The following is a 20,221-nucleotide window of genomic DNA, read 5'->3' on the forward strand; positions in this document are numbered from 1 at the left end:
GAATGAGGAGGTTTTTGCTATGACACAACGTTATGAAAACATCATGGTAGCGGTTGACGGTTCCAAGGAAGCTGACTTGGCTTTCATCAAAGGGGTTCATTCAGCACTACGTAACCAAGCAAAACTAACTATTGCCCATGTTATTGACACACGTGCTCTTCAAAGCATCTCAACATTTGATGCTGAAGTTTACGAAGAATTGCAAGTAGAGGCCAACGATTTGATGGCAGAATACGAAAAGCGTGCAAGAGATGCTGGTCTCACAGACATAAAAGTTGTTATTGAGATGGGTAACCCTAAAACTCTCTTAGCTAAAACAATTCCAGACAAAGAAAAGGTTGATTTGATTTTGGTTGGAGCAACAGGGCTCAATGCTTTCGAGCGCCTGCTAGTTGGTTCTTCATCAGAATATATCCTACGCCATACCAGCGTTGACCTTCTCGTCGTTAGAGATAAGGACAAAACTTTGTAATAAAAAAGAAATGAGGTTGGGATTTTTCTCCTAACCTCATTTTTTTCATAAATTGTTGACGCAGTAGTTGGAGCCAGGAAATCAAAACATCATTCAAGGCTTCCTTTTCTATCGCCTATTTCTTATCGGCTCTTTCCTTGTGGCGTTCATAGGCCTTTATCTGACGCTCAATTTCCTTTTTAATGGCTGGTTCTGGAGCATATCTCTCCTCCCAGTCATCTGGTTTTAGGATTTTGTGAGTAACTGGATCAAAATGAGCTTTTCCATCGGGAAACATTTTACCCATATTGGCTTGATGGACAATATCAAAAATCCTTTCTGGATCCACTCCCATCAAAACAAAGCTACCATAGGTGAAATACAAGGTATCAATTAAGGCATCTACTTGCCCTATCAAATCTTGTTGAGCAGGTGTCTTCTTGACTACTTTCTCTGCTGCTTGATCCAATGCTTGGTGTAACTGTCCAACTGCCCGTTCGAAGTCTTCTTCAGAAGAGCTAGCAGCTCGAACAAACTCGACCAGTTCTTCTATCTTAAATCCCGCTCTATGGGTGGCACCTTCTAAATCCCAAGCCTTTGGTTCTTCCTGAGTTCGTTCATCCATCATGTGGTGGAAGGTCTTGACCTTATTGAAATGATAGTCACGGCTGACAAAGACTTTCTCTGAAGCCAAAACACCAAAGTGTTCCAAGGCCTTGTGAATCCCATCTTGCTGGTTGCTGGTTGTGATATGCTTCGCCACTTCCTTGACACTGCTACTACCATTGCCCATAGCAACTGACATCCCAACACCCGCCAACATTTCTAGGTCATTATCCGAATCACCAAAGGCCATGACTTGATTGAGATCAAAACCATACTCTTTTCCGACTCGGCGAATGCCTTCTAACTTGGAATTTCCTTGGTTGATGACATCGGCTGCAAAAGGATTACTACGAGTTAATTTCAAGTCTTTAAAATCAGCTGCTGCTTTCTCAGATTCTTCTGGCGTCATTAGCATCAAAACTTGATAAATGGGCTGATTCATCAACTGAAGCAAGTCTTCTTCCTTCTGAGGAACGACCTTACTCACCATTCGATTAAAGGAATGACTAACTGTACGAGTCAACATAGAGGGGACAAAACGACTCACTCTTTGTGAAAAAGAACCTAGGCCAAAAGACATGATTTTCGAACCAAGCATGGCATCCTTGGTCCCCAAAGCAATTTCCTTGCCCTCTTTTTTAGCATAGGCAATCAACTGCCGTAAATGAGATTTGGAAAGAGAACTTGTAAACAAGACTCTGTCTTTATTAAAGATATATTGGCCGTTATAGGTTATGGCAAAATCCAGATCTAAATCTTCCATTAAATCCTTAACAAAAAAAGGTCCTCGCCCTGTCGCTACTCCAACAAGCACCCCCTGTTCCTTCACAATCTTAATCGCGTCCTTAGTGGATTTCAAAACACTCTTGCGATCGTTGACTAGTGTTCCATCGATATCAAAAAAAACAGCTTTGACTTCCATCCTACCTCATTCTCCCCTTTTGTGATACAATGATTATACCACATTTCAGAAAGAGTGAGTAAATCATGCCTAAGAAAATCCTTGTTTTACATACGGGTGGTACTATTTCCATGCAAGCCGATGACTCTGGCGCTGTTGTAACTAGCCAAGAAAACCCTATGAATCATGTATCCAATCCACTTGGAGGAGTTGAAGTCCACGCGCTCGACTTTTTTAATCTGCCAAGTCCCCATATTAAACCCAAGCATATGCTGGCCCTCTATCAAAAAATCAAAGAGGAGTCTGATCATTATGACGGTTTCGTGGTTACACATGGGACAGATACCTTGGAGGAAACTGCCTATTTCCTCGATACCATGGAGGTTCCTCACAAACCGATCGTACTAACAGGGGCCATGCGTAGTTCCAACGAACTCGGAAGCGATGGTGTCTACAATTATCTCAGTGCCCTACGCGTAGCGAGTGACGATAAGGCTGCTGATAAGGGTGTCTTGGTCGTGATGAATGATGAAATCCACGCTGCTAAATATGTGACCAAGACGCACACGACCAATGTCAGTACCTTCCAGACTCCTACCCACGGCCCCCTTGGTCTCATCATGAAACAGGAAATTCTCTACTTTAAAACAGCTGAACCTCGTGTTCATTTTGACCTTGATAGGATCCATGGCTTGGTTCCAATTATTCCAGTCTATGCTGGCATGACAGAAGAACTCCTTGATTTGCTTCCTGTTGACCAGCTAGATGGTCTTATTATCCAGGCCTTTGGTGCTGGAAATGTCCCCAAGGAAACATCACAAAAATTGAACGCCCTTATTCAAGAAGGACTCCCAATCGCCTTGGTTTCTCGTTGTTTTAACGGGATTGCTGAACCTGTTTATGCCTATGAAGGCGGTGGCGTTTGTCTACAAAAGGCTGGTGTCTTCTTTGTCAAAGAGCTCAATGCTCAAAAGGCTCGTCTCAAACTCCTCATTGCTATTAATGCTGGCCTTACAGGAGAGGAATTACGAGCCTATATGGAAGGATAATACTCTTCGAAAATCAAATTCAAACCTCGTCAACGTCGCCTTGCCGTAGGTATGGTTACTGACTTCGTCAGTTTCATCTACAACCTCAAAGCAGTGCTTTGAGCAACCTGCGGCTAGTTTCTTAGTTTGCTCTTTGATTTTCATTGAGTATAAAAAAGTCGGTGAGATATAAATTACTAGATCAAATCTTGTTTTCTAGTCACCCCCGCAAGCCTTCTACCATCAACTTGATACTTGAACCATTGACCAAAAAGTTTTTACTACTAAAAAGCGAGGTCGGGATTTTTATCCCGACCTCTTCTTGTTAATCTTTACGAGTTGAATGACGTTCTACCAAACCATGTGGCAAAAGAACTTCACGCTCTTCTAACTCTTCCTTATGCATAATCTTCGTCAACATACGCATACTAATAGCACCAAGGTCATACAAAGGTTGCGCAATGGTGGTTAGGTTTGGACGAGTGTAACGCGCGATTTGTGAATCATCACTGGTGATAATTTCAAAGTCTTCTGGTACAGAAACCCCCTTGTCAGCAAGTCCGTTCAACACACCTGCTGCCAGTTCATCTCCTGTTACGATCGCTGCTGTTGCTTTAGAAGAAATCAAACGCTCTGCTAAGGCATAACCATCATCATAACGGTATTTTGATTCGAAAACAAGACCTTCACTATAGTTGATTCCCGCTTCTTTCAAAGCATCTTTGTAACCAGCCAAGCGAATCTTACCATTAATATCATCCACTAATGGTCCGCTAACGAAGGCAATTTTTTTGTTTCGCTTCAAAAGATGGCGGACTGCATCAACTGTAGCATGTTTATAGTCAATATTGACACTTGGAAGTTGGTGTTCTACGTCCACTGTTCCTGCAAGAACCACAGGTGTGCGTGAGCGTGAAAACTCTGAGCGAATCTTCTCAGTTAAATGATAACCCATGAAGATAACGCCATCCACCTGTTTAGAAAAGAGAGTATTGACCACAGATACTTCCTTTTCATCATCCTCATCACTGTTAGCAAGGACGATGTTATATTTGTACATTTCCGCGATATCGTCAATCCCTTTAGCAAGGGTAGAGAAATAAGTGTTTGTGATATCTGGAATGACGACTCCAACTGTTGTCGTCTTCTTGCTTGCTAGACCACGTGCTACTGCATTAGGGCGGTAGTCAAGGCGATCAATGACTTCTAGAACTTTCTTACGGGTGTTTTCTTTGACGTTCTTATTGCCATTGACAACACGGCTGACAGTCGCCATTGACACTCCCGCTTCTCGGGCAACGTCATAAATTGTTACTGTATCATCTGTGTTCATTCCGTTTCCTTTCTACTTTGAAAATTTTGTTTTCATGACTCCACTGTTTCCATTTTACCACTAATTGTAAGCATTTTCAAGCATTTGATGAAGATTCGTTGAAAAAATTTCAAAATCATTCTCATCTTTTTAAAGGTAGTTGACTTTTCTTGATTTTTCTAGCAGTTTGCAGTATGATAATAAAAAAATCAATTAGGAGATAGGGATGGCTTTTACAGATTCTCATAGACGATGTGCCAGTTTCGGTGTGGTGACCAATCTACCCGATGATGTTATCGACTCAATCTGGTATATAATCGATCATTTTTTAAAGCATGTTTTTGAGCTAGAAGATGAATTGGAATTTCGACTTTTGAATCATGAAGGCTCCATCACTTTTCGTTTTTCTAGTCAACATCTACCAACTACGATTGACTTTGATTTTAATCATCCCTTTGATCCACTCTACCCACCAAAAGTTCTGGTGCTAGATATGGATGGCAAGGAAACTATTCTCCTCCCTGAAGAAAATGATCTATTTTAAAAACTCTAGTCTCCTCTGTAAATACTTCGGAAACTAGAGTTTTCTTATTTTTTCAATTCTTGATACAAGTGACGAATTGGTTGTCCCAAGACTGGATGGATGAAATGAGGTGCAATTTCCTGCAGAGACTCTAAGACAAAGAGTCGCTCAGCGATATAAGGATGCGGCAAAATGAGGTCGTTTGTATAGATGATCTGATCCTCTACAAAGAGCAAATCTAGGTCAATCAAGCGAGGTCCCCAATGCACCTCTCTGATCCGTCCCATTTCTGCCTCAATAGCTAACAAGGTTTCTAACAAGATTGGAGCAGGCAACCAGGTTTCCACTTCAATGACTTGATTGGCAAAGCTATCCTGATCCACACCACCCCAAGGCTCGGTCGTCAAGACACTAGACTCTTTGAGAATGTGGATGCCTCGAGCTTGCATTTTGTCAATCGCTTGCTGGAGATTAGCCGCCTTATCCCCCATATTGCTTCCTAAAGCGATAAAGGCACGCTGTTTGCGACGGTGGATGGTTACTGAACAAGTATCCAGCGGTAGATGGATAGGCGCCCAAGGTTTTTTGAGTTCCAGTTTAATTTCTTGAACTATTGGATAGGTTTCAAAAGTGCGCTCTACTAGTTTGTAGGCTACTGTTTCAATCAAGTCCTCAGTATTTTCCTGAAACCATGTCGTCCATTGCTGGCAAAGTTCTCCGTAATGGACAGAAGCAGTTAAATCCAAGTCTGTCGCCGCCTTGGTCATATCATAGGATAGGGTGGCTGAAACGACAAACTTCTGCCCCAGTTCCTTCTCACTAGGAAAGAGTCCATGAAAGGCGAAAAGTTCTAGGTCTTTAATTCGCAGTTGATCCATAACTAGTCCTTTCTAGAAAAATCCGCTTAATGCGGATTTTTTAAAGTCCCATGAGACGATAAGCTTGATCACGAAGATCCTTATCTGTCTCAAATAGACCACGAGCCACTGTTGTCAAGGTTGCAGTTCCTGGTTTTCGAACACCGCGCATACTCATACACATGTGTTCTGCTTCAATGACAACGAAGGCTCCCTTGGCTCCCAAATACTCCATCAAGGCATCAGCCACTTCGATATTCAAACGCTCTTGAATCTGTGGCTTTTTAGAGTAGACTTCCACCGTACGAGCTAACTTTGATAAGCCTGCTACACGCCCATCAGGAATGTAGGCAATATGAGCTCGACCATAAAATGGTAAAAAGTGGTGTTCACACATGGTATGGAAAAAGATATCCTTTTCCACTACCATATTGTCATCGATAATCTCAAAGGATTTTGACAGGTGCTCTTCTGCAGTTTGCCCAAGACCTGAAAAAATCTCTTGGTACATACGAGCAACACGGGCAGGTGTTTCCTGCAAACCTTCACGATTTGCATCCTCACCAACTGCCTCGATAATCATTTTTACAGCTGCTTCAATTTTTTGTGTATCCATTCTAATTTTTCCTCTCCATTAGGTAGGCTCTCACTTGGGCTAAAAAGTATAATGAACCCGTGATAATCCTAACTGTTTTTTTCTCTTCATTTTCTGATAATTTTTGGTCTAGAAATTTTTGCCAATCTTGGTAGTTGAGATTTCTAGAATCAGACATCTCTTTCAAGACTTTTTCATCCGTCGCCCGACTATCCTCAAAATGAGTTAGCGTAATCTTAGTACCGGGCAAGGTTTCTAGCAAGTCCAACATATCCTCCAAGGCCTTGGTTTTGATACAAGTAAAGAGGATTTCCTTCTGATAGTCCGTAAAGCGTTCTTTCAAGGTAGCCAACAAGGCCTTGATGGCATGAGGATTGTGTGCTCCATCCAAAATCATCAAGGGTTCTCTAGAAACAACTTCCAAGCGTCCAGGCCAGCTTGTTTCTTCTAAAGCTTGAGCCACTAAAGCATTATCTGGCAATTCTCGACCAGTCGCTTGGCAATAGCTATCTAACAAGGCCAGCGCCATCCCAGCGTTCTCAATCTGGTGCAAACCCAGCAATCCTGTTTGGAAACGACCTTGTCTAACAGCACTTGTATAGTCAAAGACCTCTCCAGTCACAATACTCTCATGATGGCTTACCTGATAATCTCTTCCATAAAAAATTCTAGCAGCCTGTTTTTCCTCTGCAATTTGGTCTATCACAGCCAAGGCTTCTGGGACAATATGACCAGTCACTAGAGGAATTCCTTGTTTGATAATCCCTGCTTTCTGCTCTGCTATGGCTTCCAAGCCATCCCCTAAAAGCGCTACGTGATCCAGCCCAATGGTCGTGATGCCTGTTAGAATAGGCTGACAAACATTGGTACTATCCAAAAGTCCGCCCATACCAACTTCCATAATCGCTACATCGACCTGCTCTGAGGCAAAGTAATCATAGGCTATAGCAGTGATAATCTCGAATTCTGTCGTTCCTTGTAAGGCTTGAGCGTACTCCCCTTCAAGTAGCGAACGATAATCCGCCATCAAGGACTCTAATCTTGCTTCTGGAATAGATTCCCCATTAATGGCAATCTGGTCAGTATAATGAATCAGATAGGGTGAGCTAAAGACTCCAACTCTTAGCCCCATCTTTTCCAGCATATTTTTCAAAAAGGCTATGGTAGATCCCTTGCCATTGGTTCCACCGATGTGGATAACCTTAAGCTTAAGATGGGGATTGCCTCGTAAAGCTAAAAGCTCTACCATTCTTTCCAAGCCGAAATGCGGTTGGTCTGTCCGGTAGTGGGCAATCCACTGATTGGTTTCGTTTTTATTCATCTTACTTATATTGTTTCAAATCTAAATTTTCCGCATGGTCTGCCAGACGGATAGCAGACGCAATTTCGACTGCCATCTTGTGGCTGCCTACATCGTGCACGCGCACCACTTCCACACCTTGTCTAGCAGCAATGCTGGTCACATGAGCCGAAGCCGTATCACGATTTCGGAAACCAGCTTCAGTATCTGGATTTACTTCAAATCCATTTTCTTCAAGGATATTGATGACAAAGCGCTTGCGAGAGACTCCTAAAAAGATAGGATAGCCCATTTTGTGCAATTTTCCAAGATCACGTAGGAGGATGAGATTTTCCTTTTTGGTCAAGCCAAAGCCAATCCCTGGATCCAGCATGATGTTTTCTTTCGAAATCCCTGCTTTTTCCGCTCTTACTAGAGCACGATCAAAGAAAGTTGACATCAATTCTTCAACTGATAGTTGTTCAAAGTCTGCTAAGTCTTCTTTTGTAAAAGGCTCTCCAAATCCAAAATGAGGGAAGATAAGTGAACTAGGGTGCTGAGGACGTGCCATAACTGGATTAAACATGATGACTACCTGAGCTCCAGCCTTAGCAACCACCTCTGCCATCTTCTCATCACCCATAAGGCCTGTAATGTCATTGACTATATTGGCACCAGCATTTAAAGCTGCTTCTGCCACCTGACTCTTCCAAGTATCGACCGAAATCAGAACATCACTTTCTTGACGAATAGCCTGAATGACTGGAACCACACGCTGGATTTCCTCTTCAATCTCTACATAGCTACTTCCAGGTCGAGTGGATTCCCCACCGATATCTAAGATAGTGGCACCTTCAGCTATCAATTTTCTAGCCTGCTTCAAGGCTTCCTCAACGGCAAAAAACTTCCCCCCATCTGAAAAAGAATCAGGGGTGACATTGATAATTCCACAAATAGATGTTTTTCTAAGATTCTCTCTTTTTATCACACTAGTCTCTCAATTTTCATTTAGATTGGTATCTCTCTATTTTACTGTTTTTTTTGGATTCTGTCCAATTATCTTTCAGTTCCTTAATATCATTAAGACTACAAAAGAGCGCAAAAAAAGGAGAACCTGAGTCCTCCTTTTTCTATATTCTTATTTCTCAGTCAATGCTGCAAGTCCTGGAAGAACTTTACCTTCAAGGAGTTCCATTGAAGCTCCACCACCAGTAGAGATCCATGAGAACTTGTCTGCACGTCCAAGGTTGATCGCTGCGGCAGCTGAGTCACCACCACCGATGATTGATTTAACGCCTGGTTGTTTCACGATAGCATCCATCACACCGATTGTACCAGCTTGGAAGTCAGGGTTTTCAAATACACCCATAGGTCCGTTCCATACAACTGTTTTCGCACCAGTCAAAGCTTCGTCAAATTTAGCGATAGATTTTGGACCGATGTCAAGACCAAGGAAACCTGGGTCTACTGCTTCACCTTCAGTGTCTTTCACTTCAGTGTAGTCAGCAAATGCGTTTGCTTCTTTTGAGTCAACTGGCAAGATTAATTTGCCGTTTGCTTTTTCAAGAAGAGCTTTAGCGACATCCAATTTGTCTTCTTCTACAAGTGAGTTACCGATTTCGATACCTTGTGCTTTGTAGAATGTGTAAGTCATACCACCACCGATAAGAACTTTATCAGCTTTTTCAAGCAAGTTTTCGATAACACCGATCTTGTCTGAAACTTTTGAACCACCAAGGATAGCCACGAATGGACGTTCTGGAGCTTCAACAGCTTCTTGGATGTATGCAATTTCGTTTTCAAGAAGGAATCCAGCAACTGCTTTTTCAACGTTTGCTGAGATACCAACGTTAGATGCGTGTGCACGGTGAGCCGTACCGAATGCATCGTTTACGAAGATACCATCTCCAAGTGATGCCCAGTATTTACCAAGTTCAGGATCGTTTTTAGATTCTTTCTTACCGTCAACATCTTCAAAACGAGTGTTTTCAACCAAAAGAACTTGTCCATCTTCAAGAGCGTTGATAGCTGCTTCCAATTCAGCACCACGAGTTACACCTGGAAGGAATGTAACTTCTTGACCCAATTTAGCAGCCAAGTCAGCAGCTACAGGAGCAAGTGATTTACCAGCCTTGTCTGCTTCTTCTTTTACACGTCCAAGGTGAGAGAAAAGAATCGCACGTCCACCTTGTTCAAGGATGTACTTGATAGTTGGAAGAGCTGCAGTGATACGGTTGTCATTAGTAATCACGCCATCTTTTACAGGTACGTTGAAGTCAACACGAACGAGAACTTTTTTCCCTTTCAACTCAACGTCTTTAACAGTCAATTTTGCCATTTGGAAAGACTCCTTAATTTTTTTTACGTGTTAATTATATCACAAAATCAATAAAAGAGATAGCAAAACCTTAAACTTTTATCCTGAAACAGGTCTCTCCAGTAATTAAAACTCAATCTTTACTCTCTGTGAAAATTCCTCACTGTTTTTATCTTCATCTATGGTATGTTGCTCATTTATAGAGAAAGAGCTACTGTCTGGAGTTGTGTCTTTATTTTTTGAACTAACTCTTCAGAAACCGTTCAATTTTTAAAAATCTATTTTGAAAGTTTTGCATGGCGATAGAAAAACTCTCAGAAATATCAGCATCGCATTTCTAAGAGTTCAATCACTTTTGTTCAGTTTAATTTCAAATTAAAGACCTATCTGCATCTCTAATTAAACCTGTCTTGATACTTTTTATTAAATAACCACTGCAGATTGATGAGGGGTTTACTCTGTACATCAAGTATGGGTTTAAGGGTTTCTCTAATCTCTCCTTTTATCTTTGTTTCATCAATTGTTGCAGTATCAATTTCTTTATACTCTTTATCGAGGGCCCACTCAAGCTCAAAATTTTTATTAAACTTATAGGACACATCGTTTTTATCACTGTAACTATAACCTCCAACAGACTCTCCAAAACTTGTAGGATAACCACTTGAATCGATAGAATTTTCGATAAAATTCGCTCCATCATCATAGCGAATACCTTCAATTTTCGGAGTATAAATCTCCCCCATGTTTTCAATCAACATGACTAAGTCGGGTTCTGTTCCTTCCTTATGAGGCATCCGTTGCGCATAATAGACTGAGTTAGATAGCAAATTGATAGTGGTAACAGCATACATACTCGCTCCTATAAATACTACTAAGCCAATGCTCACTACTACAATGATTACAGCAATGACTACTTTTAATGCTTTCATCTTCTTTTTCCTTTCTTATTCCCAAACCAATTCTTGATGGGATTAACGATAAGTAGCTTTTAAAACTCAATATACATAATCAATCTTCAAAGCAAAACATGCAGATATCTCACTACAACAATCCTTATGAAATAATAAAAATCTTAACATAATCATTCTAAGAATCATAACCACCCGTCAAACGGGTGGTTTGTACCAGGGCTATAAGCCCAAATTACCAGCCAGCGCCTAAAGACGCTGGCTTTCACGTTGTTCAAGCCTCATTGCTCTTGACTTCTTAAAGAGGCGTGAGTATTACTTACTACTGTCCCTAAAGGGATCCTCATATTCTTTCACACTTAATTTATCTAGTGCTATATCATGTTTTTCCTGTTCTTGGATATATTTCTTAATTGTGGCTTCATTGAGTCCAACCGTACTCACATAATAACCTTCTGCCCAAAAATGCCGATTCCCAAACTTGTACTTGAGATTTGCGTGTTTGTCAAACATCATGAGTGCACTTTTGCCTTTTAAATAACCCATGAAACTTGAAACACTTATCCTTGGTGGAATACTTACTAACACATGTACATGATCAGGCATTAAGTGTCCTTCGATAATCTCAACACCTTTATAACTACATAATCGGTGGAATATTTCTCCCAAACTACTTCGATATTGATTATAAATGATTTTTCGTCTATACTTAAGGGTGAACACAATGTGATATTTACACATCCACTTTGTGTGTGATAAACTATGTGCCTTTTGTGCCATATTTTTCTCCTTTCGCTTTACAATTGGCTTGAACACCTTTATTGTATCGCGTTTGGAGTTTTTTTGTATAACCTTCGACGCGCACCCGCATAGCGGGTGGTTTATTTGTCTCGCACCTAACGGAGCGAGACGGACTGAAAGTCACATAAATGCAAAAAGGCAGGAGCCAAAAATGGCTCTTGCCTTTTAATACTATTATCTTGTCAGACAGTAATTTAGAAGTTCAACTTACTCTTCTTTTTTCTTTTGTGCGAGAAGTCCAAAACCACCTAGAACTCCAACTAAGCCAAGAGCAAGGAGATTCGCATCTGCTCCTTCACCTGTACTTGGAAGTTGTGTTCCTTCAGGTTTTTCAGCTTGTGCTTCTGCTTTTGCTGGTTCCTGCTTAGCTGCTTGTGCTACTGGAGCAGGTGCAAGAGGTTTGTTATCTTGGGTATCCACTTTTGGCCCAATCTCAACAATCTCAGTAACAGTTTCTTTGACAAGTTCTGTACCCTTAAGACTGCGGTTGCCTTCTGCATCAACTTCTACAAGATTTCTACGAAGTCCTTCCATTCCAGCTTGAACTAGACGGCGTTCACCTAGTAAAAGATCTGCTGTTGGACGCTCTTGGTGATTGAAAGCTACGGCTTCTTCTTTCACTTCCAATTCTAGTTTTTCGAGAACAAGATTCCCAGAACCGTCCAATGGTTGAACACTACTTTCTACCCTAGTCCCAACTTCAGTAATCTCAGCCACTGCTTCCTTGACTACCTCTGTCTTAAGAAGTGTGCGATGGCCTTTAGCATCTATCTCAATCAAGTGACGGACTTGCCCAGCTTCACCAGCTTGAACCACACGGCGTTCACCTAATAAAAGATCTGCTGTTGGACGCTCTTGGTGATTGAAAGCTACGGCTTCTTCTTTCACTTCCAATTCTAGTTTTTCGAGAACAAGATTCCCAGAACCGTCCAATGGTTGCACACTACTTTCTACCTTAGTACCAACTTCAACAATCTCAGCCACAGCTTCCTTAACTACTTCTGTTTTAAGAAGAGTACGGTTACCTTTGGCATCTACTTCAATCAGACGACGAGCCTGCCCTTCTACACCTTCCTGAACGATTCTACGTTCACCCAACAAGAGGTCTCCTGACGGACGTTCTTGACGCTCGAAGGCTTGAGTTTCTGTTTCAACCACTAGTTCAGGTAGAGCTTCAAATGTTGGAGCAGTTTCACCTTCTTCTAAGCTACCCACATGGTGGCTTTCTTCTGCAGGAGCTAGTTTCTTATTCAGCTTTTCTTTCATGTCCGCAAAGGCTGCTGGAGTTGGCGTTTGTGAAGATAATAAAGCCTCAGCTTGCGCAATCAACTCAGATTGAGGATCTTTTTTAAGAACGAATTCAAGCAAGCTTTCCAATTCTTCTCTAGCAGTTTGATAACGTTGATTGCCATCCAAATCAGCACCTGCTTGTTTCAAGTCATTCAAGGCCTGGTTGACTGCTTCTTGACTAGCATCATGATTTTCTAAGATGGCTTTAGCTGCATCAATCTTCTCAACTAGAGCTGCTTGTTTTGCTGCATCCGCAAATGTATAAGCTAATGTTTCTTTGCGTCCTTGAGCAGATGTGATTTCTTGTTTCAGATATTCGTCGTTAATGGCTGCCTTAGGTGATACTAGAACATCAAATTCGACAGTTTGTCCTTGATAGTGCAACTCAAGTTTTTGACGGCCTGTCTTTTGAGAATCATAACCTGTAATTTCGACTCCTTGGTCTGTAAAGCTATGTTCAGTCTCCGTCTCATCATCATACAAGACCTTGAAACGTCCTTCTGATAAGTCTAGAGCATCACCTACCAAGTAGTCAATTTTCGGTTGCTTGCTAATATACAAGGCTGCGACTTCTTTTGGACCAGTTTCTTCACCAGTCACTTGAACCTTGAAACTTCCTGCAACTGGAAGACCAAGATAGGTTACTGTTAACTCTTGTTCGCCATGATGGTGAGCGTCGTAGCCATTAACAGTAACTCCTGCATGACTAAGGTTGATGACTTCATCTGATTCTTCACCTTCGTATTTGACACGGAGAAGACCACCTTTAAGATTCAATTCCTCACCAACTTGATAAGTTGCCTTTTTAGGTGCTGCTTCTAGACTAACAGCCTTAATCTTTCTTTCATCCTGAGGAATCGTTACAGCAAGGGTATTACTGATTTCTTTACCTGGCAATTGTGTACGGTAGTATAGAAGGCTCGGACGTTTTTCAAAGCTCAATGGATCTGTCGCCAAATCTCCTCCAACTGCTGTATTTAAGGTAGCGATTGGAGTTTGTGAATCTGCCTTGTCATAGACTGTGATGGTAGCCCCAGCAGGAACTTCTGAGAATCCAAGCTGAATCTTATTGTCCGTTAGGACACGCGCTGCCACTTTAGCCATTGGAATGTTTTGACTCTCCGTATCAAGAGCTTCATACATCTTCCAGTTGTAGATACGAATGGCTTTCCATGGTGTTCCATTGTCAGATGTGATAACATTCAAACGCCAGTCTTGGGCCGTAATTGGACTATCGAGGGTAATATCTGAAACATGGGCTTTATTACCACGAACGGCTTTAGCTAGTTTCCATTCTCCAGCTTCATCCTTGTAGTAGAGGTCGAAGTCCTTAGTATTCATCAATCCGTCATTGACAGATTCTCCACCAGCACCGGCATGGTCCATAACCCATCTAACAACACGGCGTGGTTGTGTCAAACGGATATCAACACTACCACTCAACTGAGCAGAAGACCATTTGTCAGATAGGCTGGTGATGGTACCATTCAACATACCTTCGATACCTTCACCGCCTTCTGTGTCTGGGAAGGTACTTCCGATAACAGTAGCTCCTGGAACGATGTTTTCTGCTAGAGGTCTTGGAAGACTGGTATCTTGGACCGTCATTCCCCAGTCAAAGTTTGTGATTGCAGCTTCAGAGCGAAGGCCATTCTTCCCAACTGCGACAACCTTCAATTCTTGACTAGTGCCAGTTGCACTAGCTGAACGGCTAACTTTTGGTAGGTAGATAGTAGTGGCAGATGAGCCTGTCAATAGGCGCCAAGCATCGCCATCCTTTTCATAAACTTCATAGAAGTCAGCATCTTTGTTACCTGTAAATTGGACAATAGCTTCCGCTTCTTGGGCATTTTTGAGAGATTGTTTGGCTACTTTAAGAGCTGTTGGTGCTTGAGGAGCCTCTTGATTATCTGACACAGTCAACTCACCCAAGTTAAATTGATAATCCTTAAGGGCAGCAGTATTTTGAAAAGTGAGTTTGATACCGTAAATGGTCTGACCTGCCAAGGCACTCAAGTCAAATTCGTCTTTTGTCCAATCGTCAGATAGAGTCAGCTCTTTACGAGCATTCTCGCCACCATAGGTATAGTTTTTCTGAGTCGCAAACTCTACATAGACCTTGCTTCCCTTACCACCTTTATGGGCAACACGAAGTTTTGTTTTATCTGTTACTTCCAGTTTTGTAGAGTAAAGACGAACATCTTGGTTGGTATTTTCAGCTAAATCACCCGCAAATTTGAGTGAATTTCCGCCATTGTAGGCATCTTCAAAGTCATAGTCAGCTTGGAGTTTGGCAGCTGAAGATGTTTGCCACCAACGCCATGTAGGCAAGATACCTGATACAGAACGATAGTTCCATTCAGAATCCTTGGAAACTTTACCGTCCACAAACCATTTTTTACCATGTCCTGTGTTAAAGGATGTTGTAAAGGTACGGCCTACTGCTGGTGTGCGGTCAGCTACGAGGTTGGCAATCCCGTACCAGTCCTTGTCATCTGGTTTTTGACCAGTTGGATCTCCTTGGTAACCTGTGAAGAAGATATTTTCATTCTTATGATAGTCTTCACCTGTTTTCCCAAGACTCGTGATAGTATCTGGGGCAAAAAGTCCAAGTGATAAGCGAAGTTTGCCGTTCTCATCAAAAAGGGCATCCCATTTCACTTTTGTCTTGTAAGAACCACCTTGTTGCAATTCCAAACCTGCAAAAACATCATACTGACTGCGTTCTAGCCATTTAGCCATAGCTACAGAGTAATCATTTTTCTCTTTAGTCCAGTTAAAGTTGGCAAAGAAGTGGTCTGCAGGAACCTTGTCCCCTTCTTTTTGCATGAATGGATAGTTGTATTCACCAAGTCCATCTTCGTGATAACGACCATATTCATAGGTCATGGCATCGTACCAAGAATACTTGACAGGATGGTTGACTTTGGCAGCATATTCCTTGGTATAAAGCATGAAGTCACGCATTTTCTTACCAAGAGGTGTTACGATATCACCTGTTGTTTCTTGGTTGATAAAGTAGCCGTCAAATCCATAATATTTGGCCAAATCAACCAACTTGCGAGCGATAGGGAATGTTCCGTCTTCGTCTTGTTGAAGGGCTGCAGCAAATTTTTCTTGGTCTGCAATACTGTTAGACCAGTTAAAGAACAAAGTTCCTAATACAGGAACACCATTACGGTGACCAGCATCAATCACGTCTGGAGTTGGAACAAGCCCTTCCCAGAAGACCATGGAATTCAAGTATTGCCAGTAGTCAAAAGCATAGGCCTTAAACTCTTCACCACCTACAGAAGCATGGTCTTTAGCCTTAGAGTTAGTATTGGCAAGGGCTTCAACCTTGGCATCCTTATTAGCTTTTTCATTGACAACATGTCCACGATAGCGCTTGGCTAGTTCTACTGAAGATCGGTTAATAGCATCGTCTTCACGGGCACCTGGTTCCCATTTCAACAAATCTTCCCAAGTGTCAAACTTAATTTCTTTTGGTCGAAGACTTTTTTCTTCTTTCTTAGGAACGTCAGAGACTGTTGCTTTTTCTTCTGGCTTATTTTCTGTAGTAGCAGGCGTTTCTTCAACCTTAGGAGTTTCAGCAGCTGGGCTAGTTGCTTCCTTATCAGCTGCAGTCAATTGATCCAAACTTGGTTTTTCTTCTAAAACTGGTTGCTCACTTTCCTTGTCTTCCCTTGCTTCTAGCTCTTTCAATACTTCTGGTGCTGGTGTAGTTGCTTCTGCTGGAGTAGTGGTTGACGGTTGCTCTGAAACTACTGCTGTAGTTGTTGTCCCATTTTCTGGAACGACAGACTCTTCAGCCAAAGCTGGACCTGCAAATAGAACTGAACCAATCATCAATGAGCAGGCACCCACTGACAATTTTCGAATACTATAGCGACAACGTTTTTCAAAAAATGGATTCTTCATCTTTTTCTCCTTTGACTTCCTCCTGAAAGTAAGCGCTTTATTTTTGAATTAAAAAAGTAGCTGTTCCAAAAATACACAGAACAGGTCATTTTTATTTTACGATATTTAGAAAAAGAGTCAACACTGGCCCTTTAAGAACTATAAAGAAGTGAAGAATTAATATAAATTAGACAATCATCTGCCATTTTTCGAATAAAATCAACATTTTTCTAAAAAAAGAGCATTTACTACTTGTTAGATTTACTTTTATCCTTTAAAATAGAATGGGAGAAATTCCGCGATTATTTTTCGGAGGAAAAAGAAAATGTCCATTAATTGGCAGGAAATTATTTTTCACTTTTTAGGTGGTCTGGGACTGTTTTTGTATAGTATCAAGACCATGGGAGACGGTTTGCAACAAGCTGCTGGAGATCGCCTTCGTTATTACATTGACAAATACACAAGTAATCCCTTCTTAGGGGTCTTAGTGGGGATTGTCGTCACTGCCCTCATCCAGTCAAGTACAGGTGTAACGGTTATTACGGTTGGACTGGTTAGTGCTAGTCTCCTCACCCTTAGACAGGCCATCGGGATTATCATGGGAGCCAATATTGGAACGACCGTAACGTCCTTCATCATCGGTTTCAAACTTGGTGAGTATGCCCTTCCCTTGATTTTCCTTGGAACCATGTTCTTATTCTTTACAAAAAACCGTACTGCAAATAATATTGGACGTATCCTTTTTGGTGTGGGTGGTATCTTCTACGCCCTCAACCTCATTAGTGCTGGGATGAGCCCTCTTAAAGACTTGCCTCAGTTTAAGGAATACATGATTACCTTGGGGCAAAATCCTATCTTGGGAGTTGTGGCTGGTGCTGTCATTACCGTTCTGATTCAGGCATCTTCTGCAACCATCGGGATTCTACAAGGTCTTTATGCAGGTGGATTCCTCGACCTCAAAGGGGCACTACCAGTCCTATTCGGAGATAATATCGGTACAACCTTAACAGTTATTATCGCAGCAGCCGGAGCAAATATTTCTGCTAAACGAGTTGCAGCAACACACGTTACTTTTAACGTTTTAGGAACCATCCTCTGCTTAATCTTGTTAGGCCCATTCACTGCGATGATCGAGTACTTCCAGGCACTACTTCACCTCTCACCCGAGATGACGATTGCCTTCTCACACGGTGCCTTCAACGTAAGTAACACCATTGTACAATTCCCATTCATCGGTGCTCTGGCTTACTTTGTTACTAAGCTAATCCCTGGTGAAGACGAAGTTGTTAAATACGAACCTCTTTACTTGGATGAACAACTCATCAAGCAAGCCCCTTCTATCGCCCTAGGAAATGCCAAGAAAGAACTCTTGCACCTAGGAAACTATGCGGTTAAAGCATTTGACCTTTCTTATGACTACATCATCAATTCTGACGATAAAGTAGCTGAAAAAGGACACAAGACGGAAGAAGCTATCAACACAATCGACGAGAAATTAACACGTTACCTCATTAGTCTATCTAGTGAAGCATTGAGTCAAAAAGAGAGTGAAGTCTTAACCAACATCCTTGATTCTTCTCGAGACTTGGAACGTATCGGTGACCACGCTGAAGCTTTGATTAATCTTAATGACTACTTGCAACGCAAGAATGTTCAATTCTCTAACTCAGCCTTAGAAGAGTTGGAAGATATTTACCGTCAAACAAGCGATTTCGTTAAAGATGCTCTTGAGAGTGTTGAAAACAATGACCTTGAAAAAGCTCAAGCTCTTATTGAACGCCATGAAGCCATCAACAAGATGGAACGCGTCCTTCGTAAGACTCACATTAAACGTCTCAACAACGGCGAATGTTCTACCCAAGCTGGTGTCAACTTTATTGATATTATTTCACACTACACTCGTGTGTCAGACCACGCTATGAACCTGGCCGAAAAGGTTTTGGCAGAACAAATTTAATAGATAAGAAGCCACCTTGACTTAGGTGGTTTTTTCATCTCTTACTCGAGAGTATCTTTTCTAACGTATAGAAAAATGCTTTGATTCACAATGGAATCAAAGCATTTTAAATAGTTCTCCAATCATAATGGAAGATGCAGCTGCGCCCTTGTACCTAGCTTCTTCCTTTTGGATAAAGCGGGCCAGATTGACTAACTCTGGTGCTGGTGTTTTGGGATTTTGGAGTAATTCGAGTGTAACTAAACCTGAAAGTCGTACCGCCAATAATCGCTCATTGGTGCTGGGCAATTGCTTGGCAGTTTCTAGGAGTGCAGCCACTAAATCTTCACTCAAGTTTTGACGGGCATGATTGTAAAGGTCCCGTATCAAGGTTTCTAGGTTTGGTTCTTCCATACCTATCACCTCCATCTTTTTAGTTTAATAATTTTTAATCAAATCAACCGTTGAACGATCCAATTTCTTCACCAAGGCTTGTAGGAAAGCTTGGGCTTCAAGGAAATCATCCATTGCATAAAGTGTTTGGTGAGAGTGGATATAACGGGCACAAACACCGATTGTTGTTGATGGTACTCCACCATTTTTCAGATGAGCTGCACCTGCGTCAGTTCCACCTTTTCCACAGTAGTATTGGTACTTGATTCCGGCTTCTTCAGCAGTTGTCAAAAGGAAATCTTTCATCCCTGGGAGAAGCAAGTGACCTGGATCGTAGAAACGAATCAAGGTTCCATCACCAATCTTACCTTGGCCACCATAAACATCTCCAGCTGGTGAGCAATCTACAGCAAGGAATACTTCTGGGTCAAATTTTGTTGTAGATGCATGAGCACCACGAAGTCCGACTTCTTCTTGGACATTAGCCCCAAGATAAAGTTCATTGCCTAGTTTTTGGCTTGACAAGTTTTCTGCCAACTCGCTAACCATGAGAACTCCGTAGCGGTTGTCCCATGCTTTTGAGATGATATTTTTTTCGTTAGCTGTTAGGATTGCGCTACTGTCTGGAACGATTGTGTCCCCAGGACGGATACCAAAACTTTCAGCCTCAGCCTTATCCGCAAAACCACCGTCAAAAACGATATCTGAAATAGCTGGCATGGTTGGTCCACCTGTCCCACGAGTCAAATGTGGAGGTACTGAACCTGAGATGACTGGAATTTCACGTCCTTGACGCGTAAAGAGTTTAAATCGTTGGCTGCTAACAACCATCGGGTTCCAACCACCGATTTCAACGACTCGGAAGGTTCCATCTGGTTTGATTTCACTCACCATAAAACCAACTTCATCCATGTGAGATGCTACCAAGACGCGAGGTGCATTCGCAACTTCTGAATGTTTGATACCAAAAATACCACCCAAGCCATCTGTCACTACTTCATCCACGTGAGGTGTAATTTTTTCACGAAGATAAGCGCGGACAGGTGCTTCATGACCTGAGATAGCGGAAAGTTCTGTTACTTCTTTGATTTTAGAAAATAATGTTGTCATTTCTATCCCTTCTT

Annotated in this window: 16 protein-coding genes; 4 read left to right on the top strand and 12 right to left on the bottom strand. The window is 41.8% G+C overall.

What is annotated here, in order from left to right; genetic code table 11:
* Positions 1-19 precede the first annotated feature (19 nt).
* Positions 20-472: a universal stress protein gene (locus QM867_RS04275; protein WP_049504821.1), complete on the top strand. Its 453-nt coding sequence runs from the start codon at positions 20-22 to the stop codon at positions 470-472.
* A 115-nt stretch (positions 473-587) separates the two neighbouring features.
* On the opposite strand, the gene QM867_RS04280 is transcribed toward QM867_RS04275, so the two are convergent.
* Complete coding sequence (locus QM867_RS04280; RefSeq protein WP_414315232.1) at positions 588-1,979, bottom strand: Cof-type HAD-IIB family hydrolase; 1,392 nt, start codon at positions 1,977-1,979, stop codon at positions 588-590.
* A 65-nt stretch (positions 1,980-2,044) separates the two neighbouring features.
* Here QM867_RS04280 and QM867_RS04285 point away from each other — a divergent pair, with 65 nt between their 5' ends.
* Positions 2,045-3,007, top strand: a complete 963-nt coding sequence (locus tag QM867_RS04285) for an asparaginase (RefSeq protein ID WP_414315233.1) — start codon at positions 2,045-2,047, stop codon at positions 3,005-3,007.
* A 304-nt stretch (positions 3,008-3,311) separates the two neighbouring features.
* Here the strand turns inward: QM867_RS04285 and ccpA are convergent, their stop codons facing one another.
* Complete coding sequence (ccpA, locus tag QM867_RS04290) at positions 3,312-4,319, bottom strand: catabolite control protein A (protein WP_301559553.1); 1,008 nt, start codon at positions 4,317-4,319, stop codon at positions 3,312-3,314.
* 205 nt (positions 4,320-4,524) lie between these two features.
* Between ccpA and QM867_RS04295 the strand changes: the two genes are divergently transcribed.
* Positions 4,525-4,842, top strand: coding sequence for a DUF960 domain-containing protein (locus QM867_RS04295; protein WP_315640517.1), 318 nt, complete (start codon positions 4,525-4,527; stop codon positions 4,840-4,842).
* Between the two features lie 44 nt (positions 4,843-4,886).
* Here QM867_RS04295 and folK read toward each other — a convergent pair whose 3' ends face one another.
* The 8 genes from folK to QM867_RS04335 all read right to left on the bottom strand — a co-directional run bounded on the left by folK (position 4,887) and on the right by QM867_RS04335 (position 16,789).
* The gene (gene folK, locus QM867_RS04300; RefSeq protein WP_414315234.1) at positions 4,887-5,699 is read right to left on the bottom strand and encodes a 2-amino-4-hydroxy-6-hydroxymethyldihydropteridine diphosphokinase; all 813 of its coding nucleotides are present in this window, start codon (positions 5,697-5,699) and stop codon (positions 4,887-4,889) included.
* A 40-nt stretch (positions 5,700-5,739) separates the two neighbouring features.
* Complete coding sequence (gene folE / locus QM867_RS04305; RefSeq protein ID WP_000380917.1) at positions 5,740-6,294, bottom strand: GTP cyclohydrolase I FolE; 555 nt, start codon at positions 6,292-6,294, stop codon at positions 5,740-5,742.
* Between the two features lies 1 nt (position 6,295).
* Positions 6,296-7,594 carry a bifunctional folylpolyglutamate synthase/dihydrofolate synthase gene (locus QM867_RS04310; RefSeq protein ID WP_414315235.1) on the bottom strand — a complete coding sequence of 433 codons (1,299 nt, stop codon included), beginning with the start codon at positions 7,592-7,594 and terminating at the stop codon, positions 6,296-6,298.
* Position 7,595: 1 nt separating this feature from the next.
* Entirely contained in the window at positions 7,596-8,540 is a 945-nt protein-coding gene (gene folP, locus QM867_RS04315; protein ID WP_414315236.1) for a dihydropteroate synthase, read from the bottom strand.
* Positions 8,541-8,690: 150 nt separating this feature from the next.
* Positions 8,691-9,890: a phosphoglycerate kinase gene (locus QM867_RS04320; RefSeq protein WP_001096781.1), complete on the bottom strand. Its 1,200-nt coding sequence runs from the start codon at positions 9,888-9,890 to the stop codon at positions 8,691-8,693.
* 374 nt (positions 9,891-10,264) lie between these two features.
* Positions 10,265-10,798: a hypothetical protein gene (locus QM867_RS04325; protein WP_414315237.1), complete on the bottom strand. Its 534-nt coding sequence runs from the start codon at positions 10,796-10,798 to the stop codon at positions 10,265-10,267.
* Positions 10,799-11,092: 294 nt separating this feature from the next.
* A complete protein-coding gene (gene tnpA / locus QM867_RS04330) occupies positions 11,093-11,557 on the bottom strand; it encodes an IS200/IS605 family transposase (protein ID WP_371560965.1) in 465 nt (154 codons plus the stop codon).
* Between the two features lie 228 nt (positions 11,558-11,785).
* Complete coding sequence (locus QM867_RS04335) at positions 11,786-16,789, bottom strand: endo-beta-N-acetylglucosaminidase (protein WP_414315238.1); 5,004 nt, start codon at positions 16,787-16,789, stop codon at positions 11,786-11,788.
* A 304-nt stretch (positions 16,790-17,093) separates the two neighbouring features.
* On the opposite strand from QM867_RS04335, the gene QM867_RS04340 reads away from it, so the two are divergent.
* Positions 17,094-18,725, top strand: coding sequence for a Na/Pi cotransporter family protein (locus tag QM867_RS04340; RefSeq protein WP_414273921.1), 1,632 nt, complete (start codon positions 17,094-17,096; stop codon positions 18,723-18,725).
* Between the two features lie 96 nt (positions 18,726-18,821).
* On the opposite strand, the gene QM867_RS04345 is transcribed toward QM867_RS04340, so the two are convergent.
* Both QM867_RS04345 and pepA read right to left on the bottom strand, forming a co-directional pair.
* Positions 18,822-19,118, bottom strand: coding sequence for a bacteriocin immunity protein (locus tag QM867_RS04345; RefSeq protein ID WP_414273922.1), 297 nt, complete (start codon positions 19,116-19,118; stop codon positions 18,822-18,824).
* A 24-nt stretch (positions 19,119-19,142) separates the two neighbouring features.
* Positions 19,143-20,207, bottom strand: a complete 1,065-nt coding sequence (gene pepA / locus QM867_RS04350; protein ID WP_414273923.1) for a glutamyl aminopeptidase — start codon at positions 20,205-20,207, stop codon at positions 19,143-19,145.
* Positions 20,208-20,221: the final 14 nt, after the last annotated feature.

Source organism: Streptococcus infantis (genome assembly GCF_047463635.1).
Taxonomy (GTDB): domain Bacteria; phylum Bacillota; class Bacilli; order Lactobacillales; family Streptococcaceae; genus Streptococcus; species Streptococcus infantis_W.

Coding starts and splice junctions, on each gene's coding strand:
- QM867_RS04275 (WP_049504821.1), top strand. CDS start 20: ATGACACAACGTTATGAAAACATCATGGTAGCGGTTGACGGTTCCAAG.
- QM867_RS04280 (WP_414315232.1), bottom strand. CDS start 1,979: ATGGAAGTCAAAGCTGTTTTTTTTGATATCGATGGAACACTAGTCAAC.
- QM867_RS04285 (WP_414315233.1), top strand. CDS start 2,045: ATGCCTAAGAAAATCCTTGTTTTACATACGGGTGGTACTATTTCCATG.
- ccpA (WP_301559553.1), bottom strand. CDS start 4,319: ATGAACACAGATGATACAGTAACAATTTATGACGTTGCCCGAGAAGCG.
- QM867_RS04295 (WP_315640517.1), top strand. CDS start 4,525: ATGGCTTTTACAGATTCTCATAGACGATGTGCCAGTTTCGGTGTGGTG.
- folK (WP_414315234.1), bottom strand. CDS start 5,699: ATGGATCAACTGCGAATTAAAGACCTAGAACTTTTCGCCTTTCATGGA.
- folE (WP_000380917.1), bottom strand. CDS start 6,294: ATGGATACACAAAAAATTGAAGCAGCTGTAAAAATGATTATCGAGGCA.
- QM867_RS04310 (WP_414315235.1), bottom strand. CDS start 7,594: ATGAATAAAAACGAAACCAATCAGTGGATTGCCCACTACCGGACAGAC.
- QM867_RS04320 (WP_001096781.1), bottom strand. CDS start 9,890: ATGGCAAAATTGACTGTTAAAGACGTTGAGTTGAAAGGGAAAAAAGTT.
- QM867_RS04325 (WP_414315237.1), bottom strand. CDS start 10,798: ATGAAAGCATTAAAAGTAGTCATTGCTGTAATCATTGTAGTAGTGAGC.
- tnpA (WP_371560965.1), bottom strand. CDS start 11,557: ATGGCACAAAAGGCACATAGTTTATCACACACAAAGTGGATGTGTAAA.
- QM867_RS04335 (WP_414315238.1), bottom strand. CDS start 16,789: ATGAAGAATCCATTTTTTGAAAAACGTTGTCGCTATAGTATTCGAAAA.
- QM867_RS04340 (WP_414273921.1), top strand. CDS start 17,094: ATGTCCATTAATTGGCAGGAAATTATTTTTCACTTTTTAGGTGGTCTG.
- QM867_RS04345 (WP_414273922.1), bottom strand. CDS start 19,118: ATGGAAGAACCAAACCTAGAAACCTTGATACGGGACCTTTACAATCAT.
- pepA (WP_414273923.1), bottom strand. CDS start 20,207: ATGACAACATTATTTTCTAAAATCAAAGAAGTAACAGAACTTTCCGCT.